A 22,446-nucleotide genomic window follows, 5' to 3' on the forward strand; every position below is an offset into this window, starting at 1 on the left:
GTATCACATGACCCGAACTATCGTCGAAAGCAAAACCAAAACCACGGTCATCGGGTTTGATGAACCGTTCTGCGTGATTGGCGAGCGGATCAATCCGACCGGTCGCAAGAAACTGGCCGCCGAGCTTGAGGCGGGCGATTTTTCCACTGTCGAAAAAGACGCATTGGCGCAGGTCGCGGCAGGGGCGAGCATGCTCGACGTCAACGCGGGCGTTGTTTTCAATTCCAACCCCAATCCAAACGAGACCGAACCACCCCTCATGACCAGGTTGATCGAACTGGTGCAGGGTCTGGTGGATGTCCCTCTATGTATCGATTCATCGGTGCCCGGCGCATTGGAGGCGGGGCTGGCGGCTTGCGACGGGCGCCCCCTACTGAACTCGGTTACAGGTGAAGAGGAACGGCTCGAGGCGATCCTGCCCCTGGTCAAGAAATACAACGTGCCTGTTGTCGCGATCTCGAACGATGACACCGGGATCTCCGAGGATCCCGACGTTCGGTTTGATGTTGCGCAAAAGATTGTCCAGCGGGCAGCCGATTTCGGCATTCCGGCCCGTGACATCGTCGTGGACCCACTGGTTATGCCGATCGGCGCCGTGGCAAGCGCGGGCGTCCAGGTCTTTTCACTGGTGCGGCGGCTACGCCAGGAGCTTGGGGTGAACACCACCTGCGGTGCGTCGAATATCTCCTTCGGGTTGCCCAACCGCCACGGAATCAACAATGCGTTTCTGCCCATGGCGATTGCAACCGGTATGACCAGCGCCATCATGAACCCGGTCGCATTGGCGGTTGGTCCCAAGAAACTTGCTGAAAAGCGCGCAGAACTTGCCGGGTTGGGGATTATTGTACCCGACGACATTGACCCTGAAGCTTTGGCCAAGGTCACCGGGCTTGGCTCCACAAAGCCTCGCGCCGGTCAGGAAATGGAGGCGATCCGGGCAGCGAACCTAATGATGGACAACGACGCCCACGGGGGGGCCTGGATACAGTTCAACAAACCCCCAAAACCGGCCATCAGGAAAGAAAAGGCTGGTGGCGCAAGAAGAAGACGGCGCCTGACAACCGAAAATGGCGACGTCCTCGAATGATTGGATGTTGCGCTGCACGCGATGTTGGAGATCATTGCCCAAGCCCAGACAAAATTGCGCGGCTTTGTTACCGGCGAATGCAAGCGGATATGTAATACCAGAGGCTGGCAGCCATAGATCCGTAAGGCACCGTAAACTCTACGCGCTTCCCGAACTGATGTGCCAACACGTGGCATGACCAACCGCAATCAGCTCAGACATCTTGACGCCGGTCGATGAGCTTTATGGTGCCCACGCGTTTGACTTTGCAGCCCAAGGGAGCGAAGCCGCATCCAGGATGTCGCGCCTCAAACGGTCGCTTTTTCCCGTTTGGCCGTCCTCTGCCCCTAAGTCCGCGAGGCTTCGAACGCTGCCCACGCTTCTTCAAAAGCGTCGAAATCGAACCCTGGTGCGCGCGCGGGATCCAGGATCAGTTTTTCGGTTTCAAGCAGCTTGATGATCGCCTGTTCAAGCCCCCCCACCACCTCGGGCGGGATCACCAGAGCGCCGTGCCGGTCGGCATGCACAAGGTCTCCGTCTTTGATCGACAGGCTGAAGATTGTCACCGGTGTTCCAACCTCTTTCACATGCACGAATCCATGGCTTGGCCCCACAGACCCGGCAACGACAGGAAACTCGTCCGGCAGGTCGCCGAGGTCCCGCATCACGCCGTTGGTCAGCGCGCCACTGATGCCAAAACCCTTGTGGACCGTGGTGTTAATCTCACCCCAGTACGCGCCAATACAGTCGGGGTAATCCGTATCTTCCACAACGGTCACGGTCGGACCGGTGCCTGCGGCCATGTGCCGGTAGTAATCCATGCGGCGCGCGCGGATCACGTCGGGTGCCTCGGTCGGCGGTTCCAAGGCGGCAATCTTCGCGGTACGGGCATATCCCACCATCGCGCCCGCACCGGGATCAGAGCACAGCATTGTGCCCCGGGTAAAATCGCTGAATCCGCGTTTGCCCTGCGCCACTTCGATGGCGTTGCAAACAGTCGGAGTGTCGACCTTTTTCAGCAGGTCCAGCAAAGATTGTTTCATATCGTCTCCAGCCAGCGGGTCAGCGCCGCGGTGGTGTGTTGCGGTTGTTCCAGAGTCGGCAGATGGCCGGCCTGGTCTATGACCTCCAAACGGCTCTGCGGCATCAGCTCGTGCATCAGCTCATGCCTTGAGACGGGGCACAGGGCATCGTCGCGCCCACACAGAACCAGCGCTGCGCCAGAGAAGTCGCGCAGTGTACTGCTCTGATCAGGGCGATCCCGCAGAGCCTTTGACTGATTGATGAAAACGCCCGGCCCAAGATCCATAGCCATGTCCATACACAAATCCAGAATCGCGGCGCGGTGCGGGCCGTCAGTCAGATAGTTCGGCTTCATCTCTTCGGCCATCACCTTGCGCAGGTTGCCGCGTTCAACAGCATCGATTTGAGGCGCGCGCCTGGCCTTGACCTCGTCCACCTCTGCCAGAGGATTGGTGTCCATCAGCGCCAGACCGGCGACACGATCCGGTGCTTGCCGCAGGATTTCCATCGCCACGATGCCGCCCATTGACAGCCCCGCCAGGGCAAAGCGTTGGGGCGCGTAAGTCAGCACCTCGGCGGCCAGACCGCGCATCGTATCGTGCGCGCCAATGGGGGCGACCAGGATTGGGTGCTTGCCTGACAAAGCAGCGATTTGCGGGGTGTACAACCGCGCATCGCACATCATTCCGGGCAGGAGGATAAGCGGTGTCATTTGACCAATGCCGCCCCTTCGGCAAGCGCGCCAAGCTTGGCATAGGCGATATCCGGGTCGACCGCACCAAAGCCCGCAAAGGTGCCAAAGCCACAATCCGATCCGGCAATCACACGTTCGGTGCCTACGATGTTCGCAAACCGCTCGATACGCTGCGCGATCAGTTCAGGGTGTTCGACAAAATTGGTCGTGGTATCGACAACGCCTGGTACCAGAACCTTGTCATCCGGAATTTCTCCCTTGCGGTCACGGAACACCGTCCATTCATGCGCGTGTCGCGGGTTCGAGGTTTCGAACAGAACATAGCGGGATTTGGTGGACATCAGAGTCCGAAAAACCTTGTCCATGCCGATGTCACAGCAATGCGGGCCCTCGTAATTGCCCCAGCAAATATGGACACGCACTTTGTCAGAAGGAATGTTTTGCAGCGCGTGGTTCAGCGCCTCGACATGCATGTCGGCGATTTTCACGAACTCATCGTCGGATAGATCGGTGAACAGCATATGGCGCGACAGGGCGAGATCCGGGCAATCCAGCTGAAGATCCAGACCCGCCGCCACGATGGTCTCATACTCTGCCTTCATCGCATCGGCGAGCGCGGCCAGATAGGCCTCGCGCGTTGGGTAGAAATCATTCTGCAGGAACAGGGAAATCACCCCAGGGCTGGCGGCGTTCATAAAACCGTGTTCGACCCCGTGTTCAGCCATGGCAGCCTTGAGATTGTCGATGTCCTTCTGCAGCTCGCCCTGCCCTTTCGCGCGCACCTCACCCACGCACATGGGCCGCGCATATTGCGGCGTTCCACCGTCATCCGCCAGACGCTGCAGAAAGCCCGGGAACATTTTGAGGTCCGCCGGCGCGTTGCGTGGGCTGTCCCCAGCAAAGCCGGTATAGCGATCCTTGACGTATGTGGCATAGGAGATTTTTGAGGTCTCACCGTCCGAGACGATATCGACCCCGGCCTCGGCCTGTTTGCGCACGGTCTCGGACACGGCAGCGGTCATGCAAGCATCGAATGCGGCCTGATCGAACGGCTCCTCCCGCTCGCGCGCGAAGATGAAGTCAACAACCTCCTGACTGCGCGGCAGGCTTCCCACATGGGTGGTTGAAATGCGGGTCATGTATTCATCTCCATTCAAATCCTGATCCTGCGCCGGGCTGGAAACCAGGCGCAGGATGCGCTGAGCGCGCCCCGTTTGACACCGGAGCACGCAATTTTGACGTTATGCACCCGTCCAGGTCGCACCTGCCGGATCGTCGGTTGCGGTGATACGGTACAGACCCGCTGCGCCGGTCATCGACGGCTCGGCGCCGTAGCTTTCACCGGGCAGAACCAGCGCGGTATCGCCGTTGGAAAGGGTGGTCTCGACCTCCTCGATCTTGATGCGCCAATGGCCGCTGGCCGGCATCAAAACCACCGGTTTGTCCGCCTTGACCGGCTCGGTCACAGCCGAGCCGCGCGTCAGGAAATCAACCTCGAAGCCGGGCCTGTCCTTGATCAGGCCATTTTCACCGATCACCACCGCAGGCTTGTCCGCCGACAGCGCCATCAGGTCCCAATAGCGAGCGACATATTTGCCGATCACCGCGTCAACGGGAACCTCGGGATATGCTTTCAGTTCTTCCTCGGTCAACAGCGGCATGGGCTGCACATTGTGTGGCAATTCCTCGCCTTTTTTGCTGTCGTACAGGACGCCGTTGTTGCCCAGAACCAGGCCATGGGCCTGCGCATCCTCGATCACCTGAGGCGCCCAGGTCACGCCGCCGCCCGCATCGTCGCCGCCAAGGATCGACATGATCATGCCGTAGTCTTGACCGACATTCTCAAACCCGCGGAAGATGCCAGTTGGAATGTTGAAGATATCACCTTCTTCGGCGATGAATTCGCCCGCCGTGCCGTGGCGACCCCAGAAAAATCGCCAGCGGCCCTTGGCGACAAAAAACACCTCGGCCGTAGTGTGGCTGTGCAGCGAGTTGCGGCATTTCGGAGGTTGCCCCGCCGCGCCGATGTTGAATCCGATCTTGTCGGTAATATGGACGTGTTGATCGGGGCTCTCCGAGACGCCACCGCCGACGATGGTAAAGTTCTCTTTCTGATCCGAGCCCGGCGTGTGGGCGTCAATGAACGCGGTTTTGCAGGGCTGAAGTTCGCCATAGCGGACGATGCGGCTTTGAATTGTACTCATGTCTATCTTCCTTTTGTTTGGGGTTTCGAAATCTCCACCCCAAATCCCGGAGGACGGTTATTCAGTCGCTGGGCGCGCAGGCTGGCGCGATGGGCGTGGTAGCGCCGCATCGACTGACTTGCGTCCAGGTTTGACATAAGATGTGGCATGCTACAGATCGCCGGTTTTCAGCAGGATTTGCTTCCAGACAGATGTTTCGTCGAACAATGTATATTCGCGGCGCAGACCCCAGGGCCCAAACTCGGCATGGCTGATGCCGAGGACAAAGACCTCGGCGCCAGTCGGCTTGCCGAACACGCCCCAGCCGTCATGCGTGCCATGCAGAGTCCACCGGATCGCAGCGCGCGGTGGCATCATCGGGTCGTCTCGCCCGATCTGATGCTGGACTTTGAACTCTGCAGTCGGAAACGAAGCCCGCAGCCCCATCCAGAACCGATCCACCGGTCCCCAACTGTGGCCGGTGGTACCGCCGGGATACTCTGACTGCACCGCCCGGTCATATTCCGCCTCAACCACGCTCATATCTGCATTCATGATCCGGGTCAGAATATCAGCGTATTTCCGACCCCATTCATTGTTATTGCCAGTGCCGTTGTAGGGACCCGGCTGATCATTTGACGGGGTGTATGGCTGCACGCACGCCTCGGGGCCGCCCTCGCGCGCGATCAGATCACGGGCATAGTCCTTGGGGTCCCAGCCCATTTGCTTCACGATGGCGCTCTGGTCCCGGATCAACCATTCATCGTCGATCTTGTTGTTGATCGCGTGGCAGTCGGCAAGAATGCGGTACACCAGTTTCTTGCCGGTCGCCTTGCCATAAACACCACTGCCCATATGGGTCGCGGTCGAGATGATGCGGTGCGAGGACAACATCCCCTCTTCCGGACTGCCCGACCAAATCACATCTTCGCCCAGCAGGGTGCGATCAGGAAACTCCGCCAACGTTGCCATGGTGGCCGCAATCACGCCCTGATTGCCGACAACCACGGACCCCGGGGTGCGCACGACGATATCCGTGGCATAGTAGTCGTGCAGCGTGGCAATGCCGCGATCCTCCCAAATCTCTTTGGTGATCCCGATAATATAATCCGGGAAATCCTTGAACTTGGGATCAAATCCCTTCATCTGGTCCATCCTTCCGGTACACGCGCTGATCCACGAATGATCAGCGGCCCGTCAATCTCAAGCTGCTTTGGCGCGATCTGCGGGTCTTCGATTTTACTGAGCAATATGTCGACGGTTTCAGTCACCATGCGGTTGGCAGGCTGCCGAACCGTTGTCAGGTCATAACTGGGCCAGGCCGCAACGGCGACATCGTCATATCCCACCACGGAAACGTCTTCGGGAATCTTCAGGCCGAGTTCGAACCGCAGCGTGTCCATCACCGCAATCGCCATATGATCATTGGCAACAAAAACCGCGTCAGGTGGATCCGAGGCAAACATTCGGCGGGCAGCTTCCTTTGCTTCTTCTGTCCCAAAGTTGCCGATCTCGCGGCTGTGCAACATCACATCCGCCTCGATTAGCGCTGCGACAAATCCCGCCTCGCGGTCACGCTGTGTCGAAGCACCTTCCCACCCGGCAATATAGCCAATTTTCTTGTGCCCCGCGGCCAATAGGAACTCGGCCACTTTCCGTCCACCGGCAAGGTTATCTGACGTGACCGACGACATTGCGGGATCGTCTTGCCCCCGGTTGAACAGAACCATCGGCACCCCCGCCGCGCGACATCTGTCAGACAGGTCCGACGAAAGAGCGACCGAGGCGGCAATGATCCCATCAACTTGAAAATCCAGAATTTCCCCGACAACCTTGTCGATATTCTGCGCCGAGTTGGACGCCATGAACACCAGCACGTGATAACCGCGTTCCTGCAGCGTGTTGGTCAGTTTTTCCAGTGCTTCCGGATAGAACTGATTGTTCAGATACGCGACCACAAGCCCGATGATCCGGCTTTTACCCGATACCACCGCGCGGGCCAGAACGTTGGGACGATATCCCAATTGCTCGGCAGCTTTGCGGACTTTCTTGATGGTTTTTGCCGAGGCGGACGCACCGGGAGTGAACACGCGGCTGACGGCGGACTGGCTGACACCGGCCAGTCGCGCAACGTCCATCGATGTGACCTTTTGCACCGCCATCAATCCGCCGTCCAACCTCCATCCACCATCATCGATGTTCCCGTCACCAGCCCCGAGGCATCCGAGGCCAGATAGACAACCGCGCCCATGATGTCTTCGATTTCACCCGGGCGGCCCAGTTTGATCTTGTCCAGAATCCAGGCGCGTTTATCCGGATCTTCAAACGTCGCGCGCGTCAGATCGGTCAGAACAAAGGTCGGACAAATCGTGTTGACGCGTATTTTGGCCGGGCCGAACTCCAAGGCCATTGCCTTGGTGAAACCCTCGACCGCGAATTTTGACGCGCAATAGACAGCACGCTCGCGCCCGCCGACATGGCCCATCTGGCTTGAGATATTGATCAGAGAACCGGGACGGCCCGCGGCCAACAGACCCTTGGCCACCGCCTGCGTCAGAAAATAGGCGCCTTTGACATTGATGTTCATCACCGCGTCAAAGTCATCGACATTGGTGTCAACGGCCTTGCTGTGGCGCGCCGCCCCGGCAGAATTCAGAAGAATGTCAAAAGGGCCAGTGTCCGCCACTGCGGACGCCGTCGCCTCGATATCGGTCACGTCCAACTCGAGAACACGGGTGGCCCAACCGCGCGATGTCATATCGGCGGCGATCTTTTCCAGGGCATCTGTCCGGCGCGCAGCGAGTGTAACCTCGGCGCCGTGTTCCGCCAGCGCCACCGCACAGGCCATGCCAATACCCGAAGACGCCCCGGCCACCAGAGCGCGCTTGCCGTTCAATTTGAAACTGGGGGTAGTGGGGAATTGTGACATCTTAACTCTCACCAACGGGAAACGGGATTTCACCCGGAACGCGGGCCTTGTTGAACTCGCGCAGACGGGCAAAGACGTCAACACCCAGTTGCCGATAGGCATCCAGAAGGTCGACCAGCACCCAGTTCTCCCGGATCAAGCCATTCTCCAGCCGCCAGAAATCAAGCGACCGCAGGCTGATGCGTTGACCTGCTGGGGCGATGCCCATCCATCCGTCATGCGTGACGGTCTGGATCATGTTCGGCCAACCCGTCACGGCTGCATAGTCTGCATCGCCGAAGAAATGTTGGACGACATCATCGGCATATTTTCCACGATCGGGCATTGCTTTGAGAAACGGTATCTGGTGCCAGTTGCGGAACCCGGCGATCCCTCGCCCGGTGCCGATTCCAGCAGGTCCGTACCAGATCATGCGGGGATGCCAGAACCGCTGCATCTCCATCACCTCCGGTCCGCCTTGGCTGGGGTGTTTCGTGAGGTGCCCCAGCATATTGACGATGTGATCGCAGGAGGCCTGTGCGCGCGCTTCGTCCCACGGGCCCGGCACGATGCCGTCCTGCGTTGCCGGACCGGGGGTGCAGAATTCCAAGCCCAAAGAGGGGGCCATCGGCCAGGCTCTGGCTTGCATCATGACTTCGGGAATGTCCCAGATCGCCTGAACCTCAACCACCTGACCATCGGCGATCCGATAAAATTCATGGAACCGCATATGGGTCAGATGACCGGTTGGCGGTATGTCCAGCCACGGCGCAACGAAGGTTCCGAAGTAGTGGCCTGCACAGCCGATCCAGTCATCACCCTGTTTGGTTCGGCCACCGACAACAATCCAGTCCCTCCGCTCAAGATCCGGCATCGCCTTCAGCAGCGGCGCATAGCAGGTCCGATACAGTTCGTGCGGGCCGGCCAGATCCCCGAAGGGGTGCGGCATGTGAACATTGGCGTCCGAGGCAAGCGCTTCATTCAACGCGCCTTGCACCCGAACACCATCAAAATCGTGCATCGCCGCGCGAAGCGGCGCAATCAGCGCTTTGTTCGCTGAATGCACGTCACTCATTCTGCGGCCTCTCGATATGGTGCACCCTCGCCATAAGGCACGTTGATCCCGCCATAGCGGCGCACCCTGATGTTGCATTGCTCGGCATGGCCCACAAAACCCTCGAGCATACACAGGCGCGAGCCGAACTCACCGATCATCGTTGCGGCTTCATCCGTGGTGACCTTTTGGTAGCTGTGCGTTTTCATGAATTTACCAACCCAAAGACCGCCGGTGTAGCGCCCGGCTTTCTTGGTCGGCAGAGTGTGGTTGGTGCCGATCACCTTATCTCCATTTGCCACATTAGTGCGCGGTCCAAGGAACAGCGCGCCATAGCAGGTCATGTTCTCAAGGAACCAGTCGTCACGATCCGTCATCACCTGCACATGTTCGGATGCGATGTCATCCGCGACTTGCAGCATCTCGTCATACGTGTCGCAGACGATCACCTCGCCGTATTCGTCCCAGCTGACCCGCGCAGTGCCCGAGGTTGGCAGGATACCCAGAATGCGCTCGATCTCGGCCAGCGTATCTTCGGCCAGTTTGCGCGAATTGGTGAGCAGGACGCAGGGGCTGTTGTATCCGTGTTCGGCCTGTCCCAGCAGATCGGTTGCGCACAGCTCGGCATCGGCGGCAGTTTCATCGGCAATGACCATAGTCTCGGTCGGGCCGGCAAAAAGGTCGATGCCCACACGGCCAAAGAGCTGGCGTTTGGCCTCGGCAACAAAGGCGTTGCCGGGGCCAACCAGCATATGTACCGGCTCGATCGTTTCGGTCCCGATGGCCATGGCCCCCACAGCCTGAATGCCACCCATCACATAGATCTCATGCGCGCCACCCAGATGCATCGCCGCGATCACGGCTGCATTTGGTTTGCCGTTGAACGGAGGGGTACAGGCGATGATCCGCGGCACGCCCGCAACCTTGGCCGTGGCCACCGACATATGCGCCGAGGCCACCATCGGGAACTTGCCACCGGGCACATAGCAGCCCACGGACTGAACGGGGATGTTCTTGTGACCCAGGATCACACCGGGCAGCGTTTCCACCTCGATATCCAGCATCGAATCCCGTTGCGCCTGGGCAAAGTTCATCACCTGCTCTTGCGCGAACTTGATATCGGCCAGCTCACGATCAGACAGAGACGCGATCAGGTCGTCGATCTGCTGCTGGCTCAGCCGATAGCTTTCCGGCGAGTAGTTATCGAACTTCTCCGACAGCTCGCGCACGGCGGCATCGCCGCGGGTTTCGATAGACGCCAGCGTTGCCTCAACGACGGCCCGGGTTTTGGCGTCGTCTTCGGCTCGGTCAGCTTCCGGTTTGCCACGTTTCAGGTATTCAATAGCCATTGTTTCAATCCTCAGTTGTCGGGCCGGGGTGGAGCTTTCTCTCCCCGGTCGAATGTTTCCCAGCCTTGTCCGTTGAACAGATCAACGCCAAGTTGCGCAGCAACATGGGCGAAATCGACATTCACCCAATTGTCGACGATCTTCCCGTCGACGACTTTCCAGAAATCCATGTAGCGGATTTCGACCCTCTTCCCGGTGGGTGCGATCCCCAGAAACTCGCCGGAATGGGTCGCTTCCTGGCGGCCAAAGGCGGCGGCCCATTCGCCCATGTACAGGCGTGCCTCATCAATGCAGGTCTTGTCCGAAAAGGCGGCCTGAAACGGGCGCTGCCAGTTGTTCTGAAACTCCTGCAGGCCGGTCTTGGTGCCGCAGCCCTGATTGCCCATCCAGCGGAACCCTTGCGAGAAGAACTCGCCAATGTCGTCGATGCGATGATCGTTCAAACCATCGACCATGCCTTCGATGACGGCGCGGGTTTCTTCGGTCTTGCTCATATCCGTGTCTTTGGTCAGCACGGCCTGTTCGGGGCGCGAACCCTTCATGTTTCTCGTCCTTCAGTAACTGTTCCAGTGATCTTCATGGCGTGGAAAGAGGCTAACCTTCCGACAGAAAATCCCTGGGCAATCGGTTGAGCGCCGGGTGGCGCCCAATTGCGTTATGTCTTGCAGAAGCGCTCATCAGCCTTTGACCGCCCCGGCCGTCAGACCGCCGACAATCTGGCGCTGGAAGAACATGACCAGGATGAACAACGGTACGGTGGCCGAAACAACGGCCGCGACCGCGAACATCACATTGCCTTCGGTTTGGGTAGTGCCAAGGAACGCCGCAATGGCAGGCACCATCGTGCGGTTGCTTTCAGACAGCAGCATCGCGCCGACGGCAAAGTCATTGTAGGCCAGCAGGAATGAGAAAAGCCCCGTGGTGATCACGCCCGGCCACATCACCGGAATGATCACGCGGCGGAACGCCTGGAACTGGTTGCAGCCATCGACCTTGGCGCTTTCGTCCAACTCGCTCGGGATGTTCTTGAAGAAGGAATGCAGCATCCACAGGGTGAACGGCTGATTGATCGCCACCAGCACGATAATCGTGGTCGGCAGGATGCCCCAGATATTCCATTCAAAGAACGGCAGCAGATAACCGGAGACCAGCGTGATCGGCGGCATGGCGCGGAAGATCAGCGCGGAGATCAGCAGCCAGAAGGTGTAGTTATAGGACGACCGCGACAGGGCGTAGCCGCCGAGCGTGCCAATGGTCAGCGAGATGGTGACCACAAAGAAACACACGATCCCGGTGTTCCGAACGTTGCGCCAGAACTCCTCCTGAATCCACGCGCCCTCGTACCCGGCGGTGGTGAACGGTGAGCCGTAGACCGCTTCGGTCCGGGCGCCAGTCAGGGCGTTGGTCCAGTCCGCGATCGAGAAGAAATCCAACTCGACCTTGAACGACCCCCACACGGTCCACAGAAATGGAAAAGCGGCCAGGATGAACCAAAGGAGTACGAACAGGGATGAGGCGATCCGAAGGCCCGTGGGCATTCGTTGTGCGCGGCTGGCCATGTTATCTGGCTCCTTTGAAGTCGCGCCAGGTACGGACAAGCACGGGCGACAGAAGAATGGCGACCCCGATAATCGTCATCACAGAGGTTGCGGCTGCGGACGACAGCTGACGGGTTTCACCGCCAAGGTCGTCAAAGATGAAGGTGCTGAGCGATTGCGCATGTGCTTGGGCACTGAACCCGATGATGGGTTCGAACACTTTGAAATTGTCCATCAACTGGATGAGCGCAACAAAAGTCACCAGTGGCATGAGATGCGGAACAACCACGAACTTGACCTGCTGCCAGCGCGTCGCGCCATCGATCTGCGCCGCTTCAATCTGGTCCTGAGGCAGCGTTTGCAGCCCGGCATAGAACACGACGAAAGCAAACGGGGCGGCGTGCCAAACACCATAAACCATCAGTGCCACCCACATCAGCCCTGTTGAGGCCTTCAGGCTGAAATTCGGATCTCCGGCCAGGTACACTAGGGCGTTGCCGATGACACCGCGACTGTCGATCATCCAGAACAGGATAAGCGAGCCGATAAGCGGGGTTACGATCATGGGCAGAAGCGAGAAGAAGATCATCAACCCTTTAAGGTGCCGATGCAGCGAGTTGACAGCCAGAGCAATCACCAGACCCAGCAGGATCGTGATCGGTGTCACAACAAAGGTGAATGTCAGCGTAAACGCCATCGCGCGATAGAACGGCAGGTTGCCCAGGTCCGAAAAAAAGCCGCCCAGAGTTTCGTTGGCCGTCCACATCTGGCTGATTTCCTGAATTGCCAGATGGCCGCGATCAAAATAGATGCCCAACCCCACAAACCGACCCAAGGGCTGTGCCTCACGCAGGGCGGCGGTGGCCTCTTGGTCTATGGTTGTTTCTGTCGTGCAGCCGATCAAGGGGGTGCAGTTTTCGACTTCCAACAGAACAGCGGGATGCGGCGCAAAAATCGATTGGACTATGACCGAGACGATGGGCATGGCGATGAACAACAACATCGCAAGTCCTGTGGGCAGGAAGAACCAAAGGAAAGTCTTGTGGCGCATGTTGCAACCCTCGCATCGGTTTGTTTGTGCGGGCGAGGCTCAAAGACGCCCGCACAAAGCAGATCTTACTGGAGGTACCCTTGCTCGATGGCGGCAGCCCGATAGGCGGCCTCGACATCGGCCAGCGCCTGTTCCGCGCTTTCCTTGCCCTGCATGAAATCAGCAAGTTCGTTGCCGAGCGCGCTGTGCATCAGGCCCATATAGGGCAGCATCGGATATGGCGGAGTGCCCATCTTGGCCGCGTCAAACACGCCCTGGGCATCTGCACCCGGCTCGTAGCCTTCGATCAGCCAAACCGCCAGCGGGGTGGTTTCATCATTCAACATGTCCGGACGAATGCTATGCGTCAGGGCGATGAAGGTCGCTTCGGCCTCTTCATCCGAGATGTTCTTGCCGACGGTCCAGCCATCCCACCACAGGGTCGATGCCGGCGTCGAACCGCCGCCAACAGTCAGCGGAGCCCCGATCGCATGACCATCGATCACTTCCTGCAGAACACCTTCTGTTGTTGTCTGCTGTGACGCACGCGACCCCCACATGTTCATGAGCGCGACGTTACCGGCACGGTATTCGGCGTTAGTGGCATTGGAATCATGGGTCAGGAAGTCGGGATTCATGTATTCCGACAAGGCCTTCATCATATTCAGGGCGTTGACCCCGGCTTCACTATTGATGTTCGGCTCGGCGGTGCCGGGCTTGAAATGCTGGCCACCATAGCCAAGGAACATGTTGTTGAATTCCTGTGCCAGATTCCAACCCGATGCGTAGGCGCCTCCGACCGGGTTTTGCATGATGCCCTGCTCACGAATGGCCTTGGCGACCTCGAGCATTTCCTCATAGGTCGTCGGAACTTCGACACCGGCCTGCTCCAGCACGTCCTTGCGATACATCAGGTGCTGTGCGTTTGCCATGAAAGCCACGGCCATGATGTCATCGCCGATCTTGATCAGCTGTCCCGGCTGCAGGCTCTGGCCATGTTTTTCCACAAGGTCGTTGAGCGGGCGAATGACGTCTTCGTTCATCAGTGCCACGATCGAACTGTTCGCGATGATCGCACTTGTGTATTCCGATGGGTTCCCGGACAGACCAGCCACGTTGATGGTCTGGTGTTCTGACGTCAGGTTGGATTCCACCGGCGCGCCCGAGCATTCCTTGGCTCCGGCAGCGACGGCCTGAATGGCGGCAAACTCGTTTCCTACGATGTTGACCCGCTCTGCAATTTCACAGGCATAGCCCGCGCTTGCGGCAAAGGCGGTCAGTGACCCGGCCAGTGCAAACTGCTTTAGATACATTTGTATTCCTCCCTGGGTGGATGGGTGCACCTTCGAAGTCTGCACCCGGTTTCGGCCCGTCATTGCGGGTTTGAATTTCGTGTTTCAGCGCTCAAGGCGTGCCCCGGTTTGCGCATCGAACAGGTGGCAGTGATCCGTGTGGATATGGATCGAAACCTGGTCGTCGATTTCGGCCCGGTAGGTCTTGTCGGCCTTGACCGAGACAAGTGCACCGTCGATCCGAATTGAGACCATGGTGCTGTCGCCCAAAAGCTCTTGCGTGTAGATGGGTGCGTTGATCTCGCCACCACTCTCCACAACGTTTGCGTCCTCGGCGCGAAAGCCCAGCGTGATGGGACCATCCGGCGCATTCAATCCGTGAACCTCGGTGTTTTGGGCACGGAACACGCCGCCTTGGACCTCGCCCTCGACAAGGTTCATCGCCGGGCTGCCAACAAAACTGGCCACAAAGGTATTTGCCGGGGCATCATAGATATCAGTGGGGGAGCCAACCTGCTGAACTACTCCCTGTTTCATGATCACAACGCGGTCAGCCAAGGTCATCGCTTCGATCTGGTCATGCGTCACATAGATTGTGGTGACCGCAAGTTCGTGGCTGAGGTTTTTGATTTGCGCGCGGGTTGACACGCGCAGTTTTGCGTCAAGGTTGGACAACGGTTCATCCATCAGGAACACGTTGGGTTCACGCACGATGGCGCGCGCCAAAGCCACTCGCTGACGCTGACCACCTGACAATTCTGCCGGCTTACGATGCAAAAAGTCGTCCAGCTCTACCATTGCCGAGGCACGACGCACTTTCTCGTCATGCGCTGCCGGATCGATGCCACGCACCTTAAGCGGAAACCGAATGTTCTCGTAGACGTTCATGTTTGGATAGAGAGCGTAGGACTGGAACACCATTGCGACATCGCGGTCCTTGGGCTCCATGTCGTTGACGCGGGTGCCGTCGATCAAAATGTCACCTTCGGTTGCATCCTCCAGACCAGCGATCATGCGCATGGTGGTGGTCTTGCCACATCCAGATGGACCAAGAAGCACGAGAAACTCCTTGTCGGCTATTGTGAGATCGAAATTGTCAACACCGATGAACGATCCCCAACGCTTCCCGACGTTGCGAAGTTGAATTTCGGCCATTCCGCCCTCCCTGTCGCGCAATCAATGCATACGCTTGCATAAGCATAAACATTCGGCGAACCTTGTGGCAAGTGATTTTTGCAAGCGAATGCAAATGCTTCTGGAAAGCACTACTTTCCCTCAGCTAAAGCGCTGAAAGAAAACAATATATGCTACTAAGTTGGAAACGGTTGTCCTGGAAAATTACGAAGCACTGAGCACAACAGAAAGATCGGCCATCCCTGACTCGATCTCGAAATATTACACCGAGGATTTTCTGTGGCACGGATTCCATCCGTTTGACGAACTTCATGGCACCAACGAGGTTGCGCAAGGATTCCGGCTTGCGCTGAAAAACAGCCTGACACAGATGCGGCACCGCCTGAATGTGTTCATGACGGTTGCCAACGAGTTCGACGGGTTCTCTTCGGTCTGGGGTGCCTCAGTGGGTCATCTCATGGGCTTGTTCGAAAGGATTGGCTGGGTATCGCCCCGACAGGCAAAATGGCCTTTCTGCGCTATTGCGGGTTCAACAGAGTTGAGAAAGGTGGCACTGAACTTTTGTTTATCGTCGGACAGGGCTGCAATCCTTCCAGCGACTTTCTTTTGAGCCGCCCAGTTCTCAAAAGAGTCAGAGCTGCTTTTTGTAAGCCGTTGATTTCCTATGAAGGTACTATTTGGACCAAGTCATTGAAAATTCTTGGTTGCCCCCGTTCTGCCGGGGCCGTCAGTCCTATTGCACTGCGGGTTCGGGAAAGCGGGCGCGGGTCCGGTTCGCAAAAGCCACCAGCGACAGCATGACCGGCACTTCCACCAGTACACCGACCACAGTCGCAAGCGCGGCACCGGAGTTCAGGCCGAACAGGCTGATGGCAACCGCAACAGCCAGTTCAAAGAAGTTCGAGGTGCCGATCATGGCGCAAGGTGCGGCGATGCGGTGCGGTACTTTGAGAGCAAACGCCGCTCCATAGGCCAGCGCAAAGATCCCGTAGCTCTGGATCAATATCGGCACGGCGATCAGAACGATCACCATTGGTTTGGCCAGAATCGTGTGCCCCTGCAGGCCGAACAGGATTACCACCGTCGCGATAAGCCCCATGACGGACCACGGCTTGACCCGGGCGGAGAACGCATCAATCGCGTCTTTTGACCCGAGCCACCGGCGCGTGAAAAGACCGGCAATCAGGGGGAGCACGACATAGAGGACGGTGGCCAGAACCAAGGTTTGCCAGGGTACCGAAATATCGGTCACGCCCAGCAGAAACGCGACGATGGGCGCAAAGGCCACGACCATGATCAGATCGTTCACGGAGACCTGTATCAACGTATATGTCGGATCGCCCTTGGTCAGTTGTGACCAGACAAACACCATTGCCGTACAGGGCGCCGCGCCCAGCAGAATCAACCCGGCAGTGTACTGAGCGGCATCTTCGGGCGCGATCCACGGCGCAAACACGTAGTCAAAGAACAACACGGCCAGCAGCGCCATGGTGAAGGGCTTGATCAGCCAGTTGACCACCAGTGTGACGATCAACCCGCGCGGCTGTCGGGCCACGCCTGCGACCGCGCCGAAATCGACACCGACCATCATGGGGTAAACCATCGCCCAGATCAGAACAGCGACGACCAGATTGACGCTGGCCAACTCGGCCGCGGCAACCAGCCCAACCAGGCCCGGCGCGGCCAGCCCGATCAGGACGCCGCCGACCATGGCAAGGGCGACCCACACAGTCAGGTAACGCTCAAAAATGCTCATGAGAGGGCCTCGGTCGTATGTGCGTTCAGTTTGCCGGAGGTCAGCGCCGCAAGGGCGACCATGATGGATGCCGTACCCAGCACAAGCGGCAACCCTCCGACCTGATAGGTCAGGCCGGACAACACCGTGCCCAGCAGTCGCCCGGTGGCGTTGGCCATATAGTAGAACCCGACATCCATCGTCACGCGCTCAGCCCGGGTAAAGGACAGGATCAGGTAAGAATGCAGCGAGGAGTTGATCGCGAAAACGGCCCCAAAGGCCAAAAGGCCGATGACCAATGTGATGGTCAGCCAGGGTTCGGGCCCGGACGACAGCAGGACAGCCAGCGTCAGGGCCGCCGGCACGCAGAACAGGATTGCCGCCCAGTTGCGCGCTGCACCGATCAGATCGCTTTCGGACCGTTCCGAGGCGTGCAGAATTCGCGGCGCACTTGCCTGAACCGCCCCGTACAGGATCACCCAGACGGCCATGAACGTGCCGATCATGAAGAATGCCGCCCGATTGCCTGCCTCGGTGCCGTCCGACAGCACCGCGTAGAAGTAAATCGGTATCCCGACCACAAACCATACGTCCCGTGCGCCAAACAGGAAGACACGCGCCGCCGACAGCCAGTTCACATTGGCCGATTTCGAGAACACCTCGGAGAATTTTGCACCCTTGCGCCCTTTGGGCAGGCCCGGCGGCATCAGCGCGACGACGGCAATCAGGATCGCGCCCAGGACAATAGCCATGAACAGCACCGCCCAGACAAATCCCAATGTGGCCAACAACGCGGCACCCAGCAGAAAGCCCAAGCCTTTGACGGCATTTTTTGAGCCGGTCAGCAAAGCAACCCACCGGAACAGCCCCCCGCCTTCTGACGGGGCCAGCAGCTTCACGGCGGATTTCGAGGACATTTTGGCAAGGTCCTTCGCAACCCCGCTTGCCCCCTGCACGATCATGACAAAGGCAACGGACACGCCAATGGTCCAAGACGGGTCCAACTGGGTCAGGGCCAGCAAGGCCACAACCTGCAGGCCAAGACCCGCGTAGAGGGTCGAGGTCAACCCGAACCGCGCCGCGATCCATCCCGCTGTTAGGTTGGTTACCATCCCGGCGATTTCATACAGGACAAACAGATAAGCCAGTTGGACCGGCGAGAAACCCAAAGTATGAAAGTGCAGCAGCACCAACATCCTGAGCGCCCCGTCGGTCAGCATAAAGGCCCAGTAGGCCGCCGTGACCGCGATATAGGCCGACAAACCTTCGGGCCTGAGGGTCACACGGAATCCCCAACCATCAGGGCAACATCGACAAGACGATACGCGTATCCCATTTCGTTGTCGTACCACGCATAGATCTTTACCTGCGTGCCGTTCACCACCATGGTCGACAGGGCATCCACAATCGAGGACCGCTGGTCATTGGTGTAGTCGGTCGACACCAGTGGCCGGGTTTCATAGCCGAGGATTCCCTTGAGTCCACCCTCTGCTGCGGTGGCAAACAGGGTGTTCACCTCTTCGACCGTTGTTTCGCGCTCGACTTCGAACACGCAATCCGTCAGCGAGGCATTCAGCAGCGGAACCCGCACTGCGTGACCGTTCAGGCGCCCTTTGAGTTCGGGGTAGATCAGAGTGATGGCCGTGGCCGATCCGGTGGTGGTCGGGATCAGCGAGTTCAAGGCCGACCGTGCGCGGCGCAGATCTTTTGCCGGGCGGTCGACGATGGTCTGGGTGTTGGTCACGTCATGGATCGTCGTCATCGACCCGTGGCGGATGCCGAGGTTTTCGTGGATCACTTTCACAACCGGGGCCAGACAATTGGTTGTGCACGACGCCGCCGTCACGATGTGATGGGTGTCGGCGTCATAGATGCCTTCATTGACTCCGTATACGATGTTAGCCGTGGGACCGTCTTTGACCGGTGCTGAGACGACCACTTTTTTGACACCGGCCTCAAAGTAGGGGGCCAGTCTTGCCTCGGTCTTGAATACGCCAGTGCAATCGATCACGACATCGACACCATCCAGAGGCAACTCCGAAAGGTCTTTGGTTCCGACAAACGGCAGCCGCGTTCCGTTGACCGTGACACTCTTGTCATCATGCTCGAACGCGGCATCCCAACGTCCGTGCACCGTGTCGAACTCCAGCAGATGCGCGTGCATTTCTGGATCGCCTATCGCGTCGTTGATCCAAGCGATCCTGGCGCCTCTGTCAAGCAACGGTTTCAGAGCCAGCTTTCCAATCCGGCCCAGGCCGTTCACAGCGTAAGTTGTCATTTGATGTCCTCAACGGGTGTTCTACCGATGTCATCCACGGCAGATTGCAGGGCGATGCGGTCGAGGCTCTCGACCGGCAGCGATGTAAAGGCTTCGATCCGGCGTTTGAGCGCACCATAAGCGTTCTGGAACGCCAGGCTCTTCTCGGCATCCGTGCCTTCGGCCTTGACCGGATCAACCATCCCCCAATGCCCGCTGATCGGCTGGCCTTCCCAAGCCGGGCATTCTTCGTTTGCCGCCTGATTGCAGACGGTAAACACGAAGTCCATTTCCGGGGCATCCGGTCCGGTGAATTCAGTGACAGTCTTTGAGCGCAGGGTCGAGGTGTCGTGCCCCTTATCCCTGAGCACCTGAACCGCAAAGGGGTTCAACTCGGAATAGTGGCTTGTACCGGCTGAGAAGACCTCGAACTTGTTCCCACCAATCTCGCGCAACAGGGATTCGGCAAAGATCGAGCGGGCAGAATTGCCCACACAGATGAACAGGACATTGAATTTTCGATCGGTCATCGCGTCAGTTCCTCGGGTAAAGGGCATGCAGATATCGGGACGACCACGACAGCAATCGACGATCAGGAAGTCGAGCATCCGCTGCACGTTCTTCATTTCAATCGAATAGAGCAGAGAGGTGCCCGATCGTTTCTGAGACACCAGTCCGGACCTTTGCAGCGCATTGAGGTAGTTCGACATCGTGCTGGGTTTGACACCCAGTTCCGATGACAGTTCCCCGGCAGGAACGCTGTCAGGAAACCGTCGCATTAACATGCGAAACACAATGATACGCTGCGGGTGGCCCAGGATGGCCAGTTGATCGGAGATCTCTTCTACCATATTTCACGAATTATCGAAATAAAGATTGCATGTCGAGTGATTCCCGGCCCTTGGCCTGCTCTCATCTGAAGTCCTGCGAAGAAAAAGGTCTTGGGCAGCGTCCGTGTATAGACACCGCGAAGTCAGGCTGAAGCCGGCTTGGTAGGCGCGGCACATAGGCGGGGTGAGTCCTCAATGTATGGGCTTGCACACGCTGCACTGACCGTCTACACGATCCAACGCATCTTAGGGCGCCTTGGACCTAGCGCAGATGCAGTACAGGTCGCCGCTGTAGCTCAGCTGGTAGAGCACGTCATTCGTAATGATGGGGTCGGGGGTTCGAGTCCCTTCAGCGGCACCATTTCCTTGTGTTTCAACACAATACTGGGCGACCCGTAGGCGACTTCCAACAGCACGAAACCTAGGCGCGCTTTTCCCCAATCGACGCAACGCCCAGAACATCCAGTACCCGGGCTTCGATCTGTTCGGCGTTCATTCCCGCCACCTCGTACATGTCGGCAGGGCTGGCCTGGTCGATGAAGATGTCTGGCAGCACCATCGAGCGGTACTTGAGCCCATGGTCGAATACGCCCTCTTCAGCGAGCAACTGCGCCACATGGCTGCCGAATCCGCCAACGGCGCCTTCTTCGATGGTGATCAGCGCCTCGTGGCGCGCGGCCAGGTCCAGAATCAGGTCGCGATCCAGCGGCTTGGCAAAGCGCGCGTCGGCGATGGTGGGGGTGATTCCCTTGGCTGACAATGACTCGGCGGCTTTCTGAACCTCGGCAAGCCGCGTGCCGAAGGAGAGCAGCGCCACGCGCTGGCCGGTCTGGATCAAGCGGCCCTTGCCGATCTCCAGCACCTCGCCGCGTTCAGGCAGGTCGACGCCCACGCCCTCGCCGCGCGGATAGCGAAACGCAATCGGTCCGTCATCATGCGCCACGGCCGTTGCAACCATGTGCATCAGTTCCGCCTCATCCGCGGCGGCCATGACAACCATTCCGGGCAGGCTGGACATGTAGCCGATGTCAAAGGATCCGGCATGGGTCGCCCCGTCAGCGCCCACCAGCCCGGCACGGTCGATGGCAAAACGAACCGGCAGGCGCTGGATTGCCACGTCATGCACGACCTGATCGTAGCCACGTTGCAGGAACGTCGAATACATCGCGCAGAACGGTTTCATCCCGCCAGCCGCCAACGCGGCGGAAAAGGTCACACCATGCTGTTCCGCGATACCCACGTCAAAGCAGCGCGAGGTGTAGCGTTCGGAAAACAGATTGAGGCCCGTGCCATCCGGCATCGCGGCGGTGACGGCAACCACTTTGTCATCGCGCCCGGCCTCATCCACGAGTGCCTTACCGAATACAGAGGTATAGGACGGAGCGTTCGACGGCGCCTTTTTCTGTTCTCCCGTCACGACGTCGAACTTGGCCGTTGCGTGCCCCTTGTCGCGGGCCTGTTCGGCGGGCGCGTAGCCCTTGCCCTTTTTTGTCAGGACGTGGATCAGGATCGGCCCAGTTGCCCGCGCCTTGACGGTGCGCAAGACCGGCAGAAGCTGATCCAGATCGTGCCCGTCGATGGGGCCAACATAGGAAAAGCCCAGCTCTTCGAACAGGGTGCCCCCAACGGCCATGCCCTTGAGCATCTCCTTGGCACGTTTCGCCCCTTCGCGGAACGGTTCCGGCAACAGCGACACCGCGCCTTTCGCAGCGGCCTTCAGGTCATGAAAGGGCTCTTCGGCATAAATGCGCGAGAGATAGCTCGACATTGCACCGACCGGTGGGGCGATGCTCATCTCGTTGTCGTTCAGAATGACGATCAGACGTTTCTTCAAATGCCCGGCATTGTTCATCGCCTCGAAAGCCATGCCTGCCGACATCGATCCATCACCGATCACGGCAATCGCGTCGCCCAGCCCCTCGGGCGTGTTGCCGCCCAGATCGCGCGCAACCGCAAACCCAAGTGCTGCACTGATCGAGGTCGAGCTGTGCGCGGCCCCGAACGGGTCATACGGGCTCTCGCTGCGTTTGGTGAACCCGCTCAGCCCATCCTTCTGGCGCAGGGTGCGAATGCGGTCCCGCCGCTCGGTCAGGATTTTATGCGGATAGCATTGGTGACCCACATCCCAGACGATCTTGTCGCGGGGGGTGTCAAAGATGGCATGAAGGGCGAGCGTCAGTTCAACGACGCCCAGACCTGCACCCAGGTGGCCGCCGGTGACCGACACGGCTGAAATCGTCTCGGCACGCAACTCCTGCGCCAACTGATGCAGCTGTGCATCTGAAAACTGCTTGAGATCCGCAGGGCGGTTCACAAGATCCAGCAGAGGCGTTTGCGGGCGATCAGAAGTCAT

General features: G+C 58.7%; 21 protein-coding genes and 1 tRNA gene. 3 read left to right on the forward strand and 19 right to left on the reverse strand.

What is annotated here, in order from left to right; all coding sequences use genetic code 11:
- Positions 1–7 precede the first annotated feature (7 nt).
- Complete coding sequence (locus ACR3E0_RS19925; protein ID WP_480480842.1) at positions 8–1,087, forward strand: methyltetrahydrofolate cobalamin methyltransferase; 1,080 nt, start codon at positions 8–10, stop codon at positions 1,085–1,087.
- Positions 1,088–1,413: 326 nt separating this feature from the next.
- Here the strand turns inward: ACR3E0_RS19925 and ACR3E0_RS19930 are convergent, their stop codons facing one another.
- From ACR3E0_RS19930 to ACR3E0_RS19995, 14 genes are all read right to left on the reverse strand, one after another.
- Positions 1,414–2,109, reverse strand: a complete 696-nt coding sequence (locus ACR3E0_RS19930; protein ID WP_480480844.1) for an RraA family protein — start codon at positions 2,107–2,109, stop codon at positions 1,414–1,416.
- Positions 2,106–2,801 carry an alpha/beta fold hydrolase gene (locus ACR3E0_RS19935; RefSeq protein WP_480480846.1) on the reverse strand — a complete coding sequence of 232 codons (696 nt, stop codon included), beginning with the start codon at positions 2,799–2,801 and terminating at the stop codon, positions 2,106–2,108. Before ACR3E0_RS19935 ends, ACR3E0_RS19930 begins: the two co-directional genes overlap by 4 nt.
- Positions 2,798–3,922: a cobalamin-independent methionine synthase II family protein gene (locus ACR3E0_RS19940; protein ID WP_480480848.1), complete on the reverse strand. Its 1,125-nt coding sequence runs from the start codon at positions 3,920–3,922 to the stop codon at positions 2,798–2,800. The genes ACR3E0_RS19935 and ACR3E0_RS19940 overlap by 4 nt, the downstream gene beginning before the upstream one ends.
- A 102-nt stretch (positions 3,923–4,024) precedes the next feature.
- Positions 4,025–4,987 carry a cupin domain-containing protein gene (locus ACR3E0_RS19945; protein ID WP_480480850.1) on the reverse strand — a complete coding sequence of 321 codons (963 nt, stop codon included), beginning with the start codon at positions 4,985–4,987 and terminating at the stop codon, positions 4,025–4,027.
- A gap of 150 nt (positions 4,988–5,137) precedes the next feature.
- Complete coding sequence (locus ACR3E0_RS19950) at positions 5,138–6,112, reverse strand: nuclear transport factor 2 family protein (RefSeq protein WP_480480851.1); 975 nt, start codon at positions 6,110–6,112, stop codon at positions 5,138–5,140.
- Complete coding sequence (locus ACR3E0_RS19955) at positions 6,109–7,128, reverse strand: LacI family DNA-binding transcriptional regulator (RefSeq protein ID WP_480480853.1); 1,020 nt, start codon at positions 7,126–7,128, stop codon at positions 6,109–6,111. Before ACR3E0_RS19955 ends, ACR3E0_RS19950 begins: the two co-directional genes overlap by 4 nt.
- Entirely contained in the window at positions 7,128–7,895 is a 768-nt protein-coding gene (locus ACR3E0_RS19960; RefSeq protein ID WP_480480855.1) for an SDR family NAD(P)-dependent oxidoreductase, read from the reverse strand. Before ACR3E0_RS19960 ends, ACR3E0_RS19955 begins: the two co-directional genes overlap by 1 nt.
- Before the next feature lies 1 nt (position 7,896).
- Entirely contained in the window at positions 7,897–8,949 is a 1,053-nt protein-coding gene (locus ACR3E0_RS19965) for an ester cyclase (RefSeq protein WP_480480857.1), read from the reverse strand.
- Positions 8,946–10,277 (reverse strand): histidinol dehydrogenase, encoded by a 1,332-nt coding sequence (hisD, locus tag ACR3E0_RS19970; RefSeq protein WP_480480859.1) that lies wholly within the window; start codon positions 10,275–10,277, stop codon positions 8,946–8,948. The genes ACR3E0_RS19965 and hisD overlap by 4 nt, the downstream gene beginning before the upstream one ends.
- Before the next feature lie 11 nt (positions 10,278–10,288).
- Positions 10,289–10,819 carry an ester cyclase gene (locus ACR3E0_RS19975; RefSeq protein ID WP_480480861.1) on the reverse strand — a complete coding sequence of 177 codons (531 nt, stop codon included), beginning with the start codon at positions 10,817–10,819 and terminating at the stop codon, positions 10,289–10,291.
- A 135-nt stretch (positions 10,820–10,954) separates the two neighbouring features.
- Positions 10,955–11,836, reverse strand: coding sequence for a carbohydrate ABC transporter permease (locus tag ACR3E0_RS19980; RefSeq protein ID WP_480480863.1), 882 nt, complete (start codon positions 11,834–11,836; stop codon positions 10,955–10,957).
- 1 nt (position 11,837) lies between these two features.
- A complete protein-coding gene (locus ACR3E0_RS19985) occupies positions 11,838–12,866 on the reverse strand; it encodes a carbohydrate ABC transporter permease (protein WP_480480865.1) in 1,029 nt (342 codons plus the stop codon).
- 65 nt (positions 12,867–12,931) lie between these two features.
- On the reverse strand, positions 12,932–14,158 hold the full coding sequence (locus ACR3E0_RS19990; RefSeq protein WP_480480867.1) for an ABC transporter substrate-binding protein: 1,227 nt from the start codon (positions 14,156–14,158) through the stop codon (positions 12,932–12,934).
- Positions 14,159–14,242: 84 nt separating this feature from the next.
- A complete protein-coding gene (locus ACR3E0_RS19995) occupies positions 14,243–15,292 on the reverse strand; it encodes an ABC transporter ATP-binding protein (protein WP_480480869.1) in 1,050 nt (349 codons plus the stop codon).
- A 160-nt stretch (positions 15,293–15,452) separates the two neighbouring features.
- Here ACR3E0_RS19995 and ACR3E0_RS20000 point away from each other — a divergent pair, with 160 nt between their 5' ends.
- Positions 15,453–15,881 (forward strand): hypothetical protein, encoded by a 429-nt coding sequence (locus ACR3E0_RS20000; RefSeq protein WP_480480871.1) that lies wholly within the window; start codon positions 15,453–15,455, stop codon positions 15,879–15,881.
- A gap of 123 nt (positions 15,882–16,004) precedes the next feature.
- On the opposite strand, the gene arsB is transcribed toward ACR3E0_RS20000, so the two are convergent.
- From arsB to ACR3E0_RS20020, 4 genes are read right to left on the reverse strand one after another with little or no spacing between them, the layout of a single operon-like run.
- Positions 16,005–17,027 carry an ACR3 family arsenite efflux transporter gene (gene arsB / locus ACR3E0_RS20005; RefSeq protein ID WP_480480873.1) on the reverse strand — a complete coding sequence of 341 codons (1,023 nt, stop codon included), beginning with the start codon at positions 17,025–17,027 and terminating at the stop codon, positions 16,005–16,007.
- Positions 17,024–18,289, reverse strand: a complete 1,266-nt coding sequence (gene arsJ / locus ACR3E0_RS20010) for an organoarsenical effux MFS transporter ArsJ (RefSeq protein WP_480480875.1) — start codon at positions 18,287–18,289, stop codon at positions 17,024–17,026. Before arsJ ends, arsB begins: the two co-directional genes overlap by 4 nt.
- The gene (locus tag ACR3E0_RS20015; RefSeq protein WP_480480877.1) at positions 18,286–19,284 is read right to left on the reverse strand and encodes an ArsJ-associated glyceraldehyde-3-phosphate dehydrogenase; all 999 of its coding nucleotides are present in this window, start codon (positions 19,282–19,284) and stop codon (positions 18,286–18,288) included. Before ACR3E0_RS20015 ends, arsJ begins: the two co-directional genes overlap by 4 nt.
- Positions 19,281–20,114, reverse strand: a complete 834-nt coding sequence (locus ACR3E0_RS20020) for an arsenate reductase/protein-tyrosine-phosphatase family protein (RefSeq protein WP_480480878.1) — start codon at positions 20,112–20,114, stop codon at positions 19,281–19,283. Before ACR3E0_RS20020 ends, ACR3E0_RS20015 begins: the two co-directional genes overlap by 4 nt.
- Before the next feature lie 264 nt (positions 20,115–20,378).
- On the opposite strand from ACR3E0_RS20020, the gene ACR3E0_RS20025 reads away from it, so the two are divergent.
- Positions 20,379–20,454: transfer RNA gene (locus tag ACR3E0_RS20025), tRNA-Thr, on the forward strand.
- A gap of 60 nt (positions 20,455–20,514) precedes the next feature.
- Here ACR3E0_RS20025 and dxs read toward each other — a convergent pair.
- Complete coding sequence (gene dxs, locus ACR3E0_RS20030; RefSeq protein ID WP_480480880.1) at positions 20,515–22,446, reverse strand: 1-deoxy-D-xylulose-5-phosphate synthase; 1,932 nt, start codon at positions 22,444–22,446, stop codon at positions 20,515–20,517.

It is taken from the genome of Ruegeria sp. AJ12 (genome assembly GCF_056536245.1).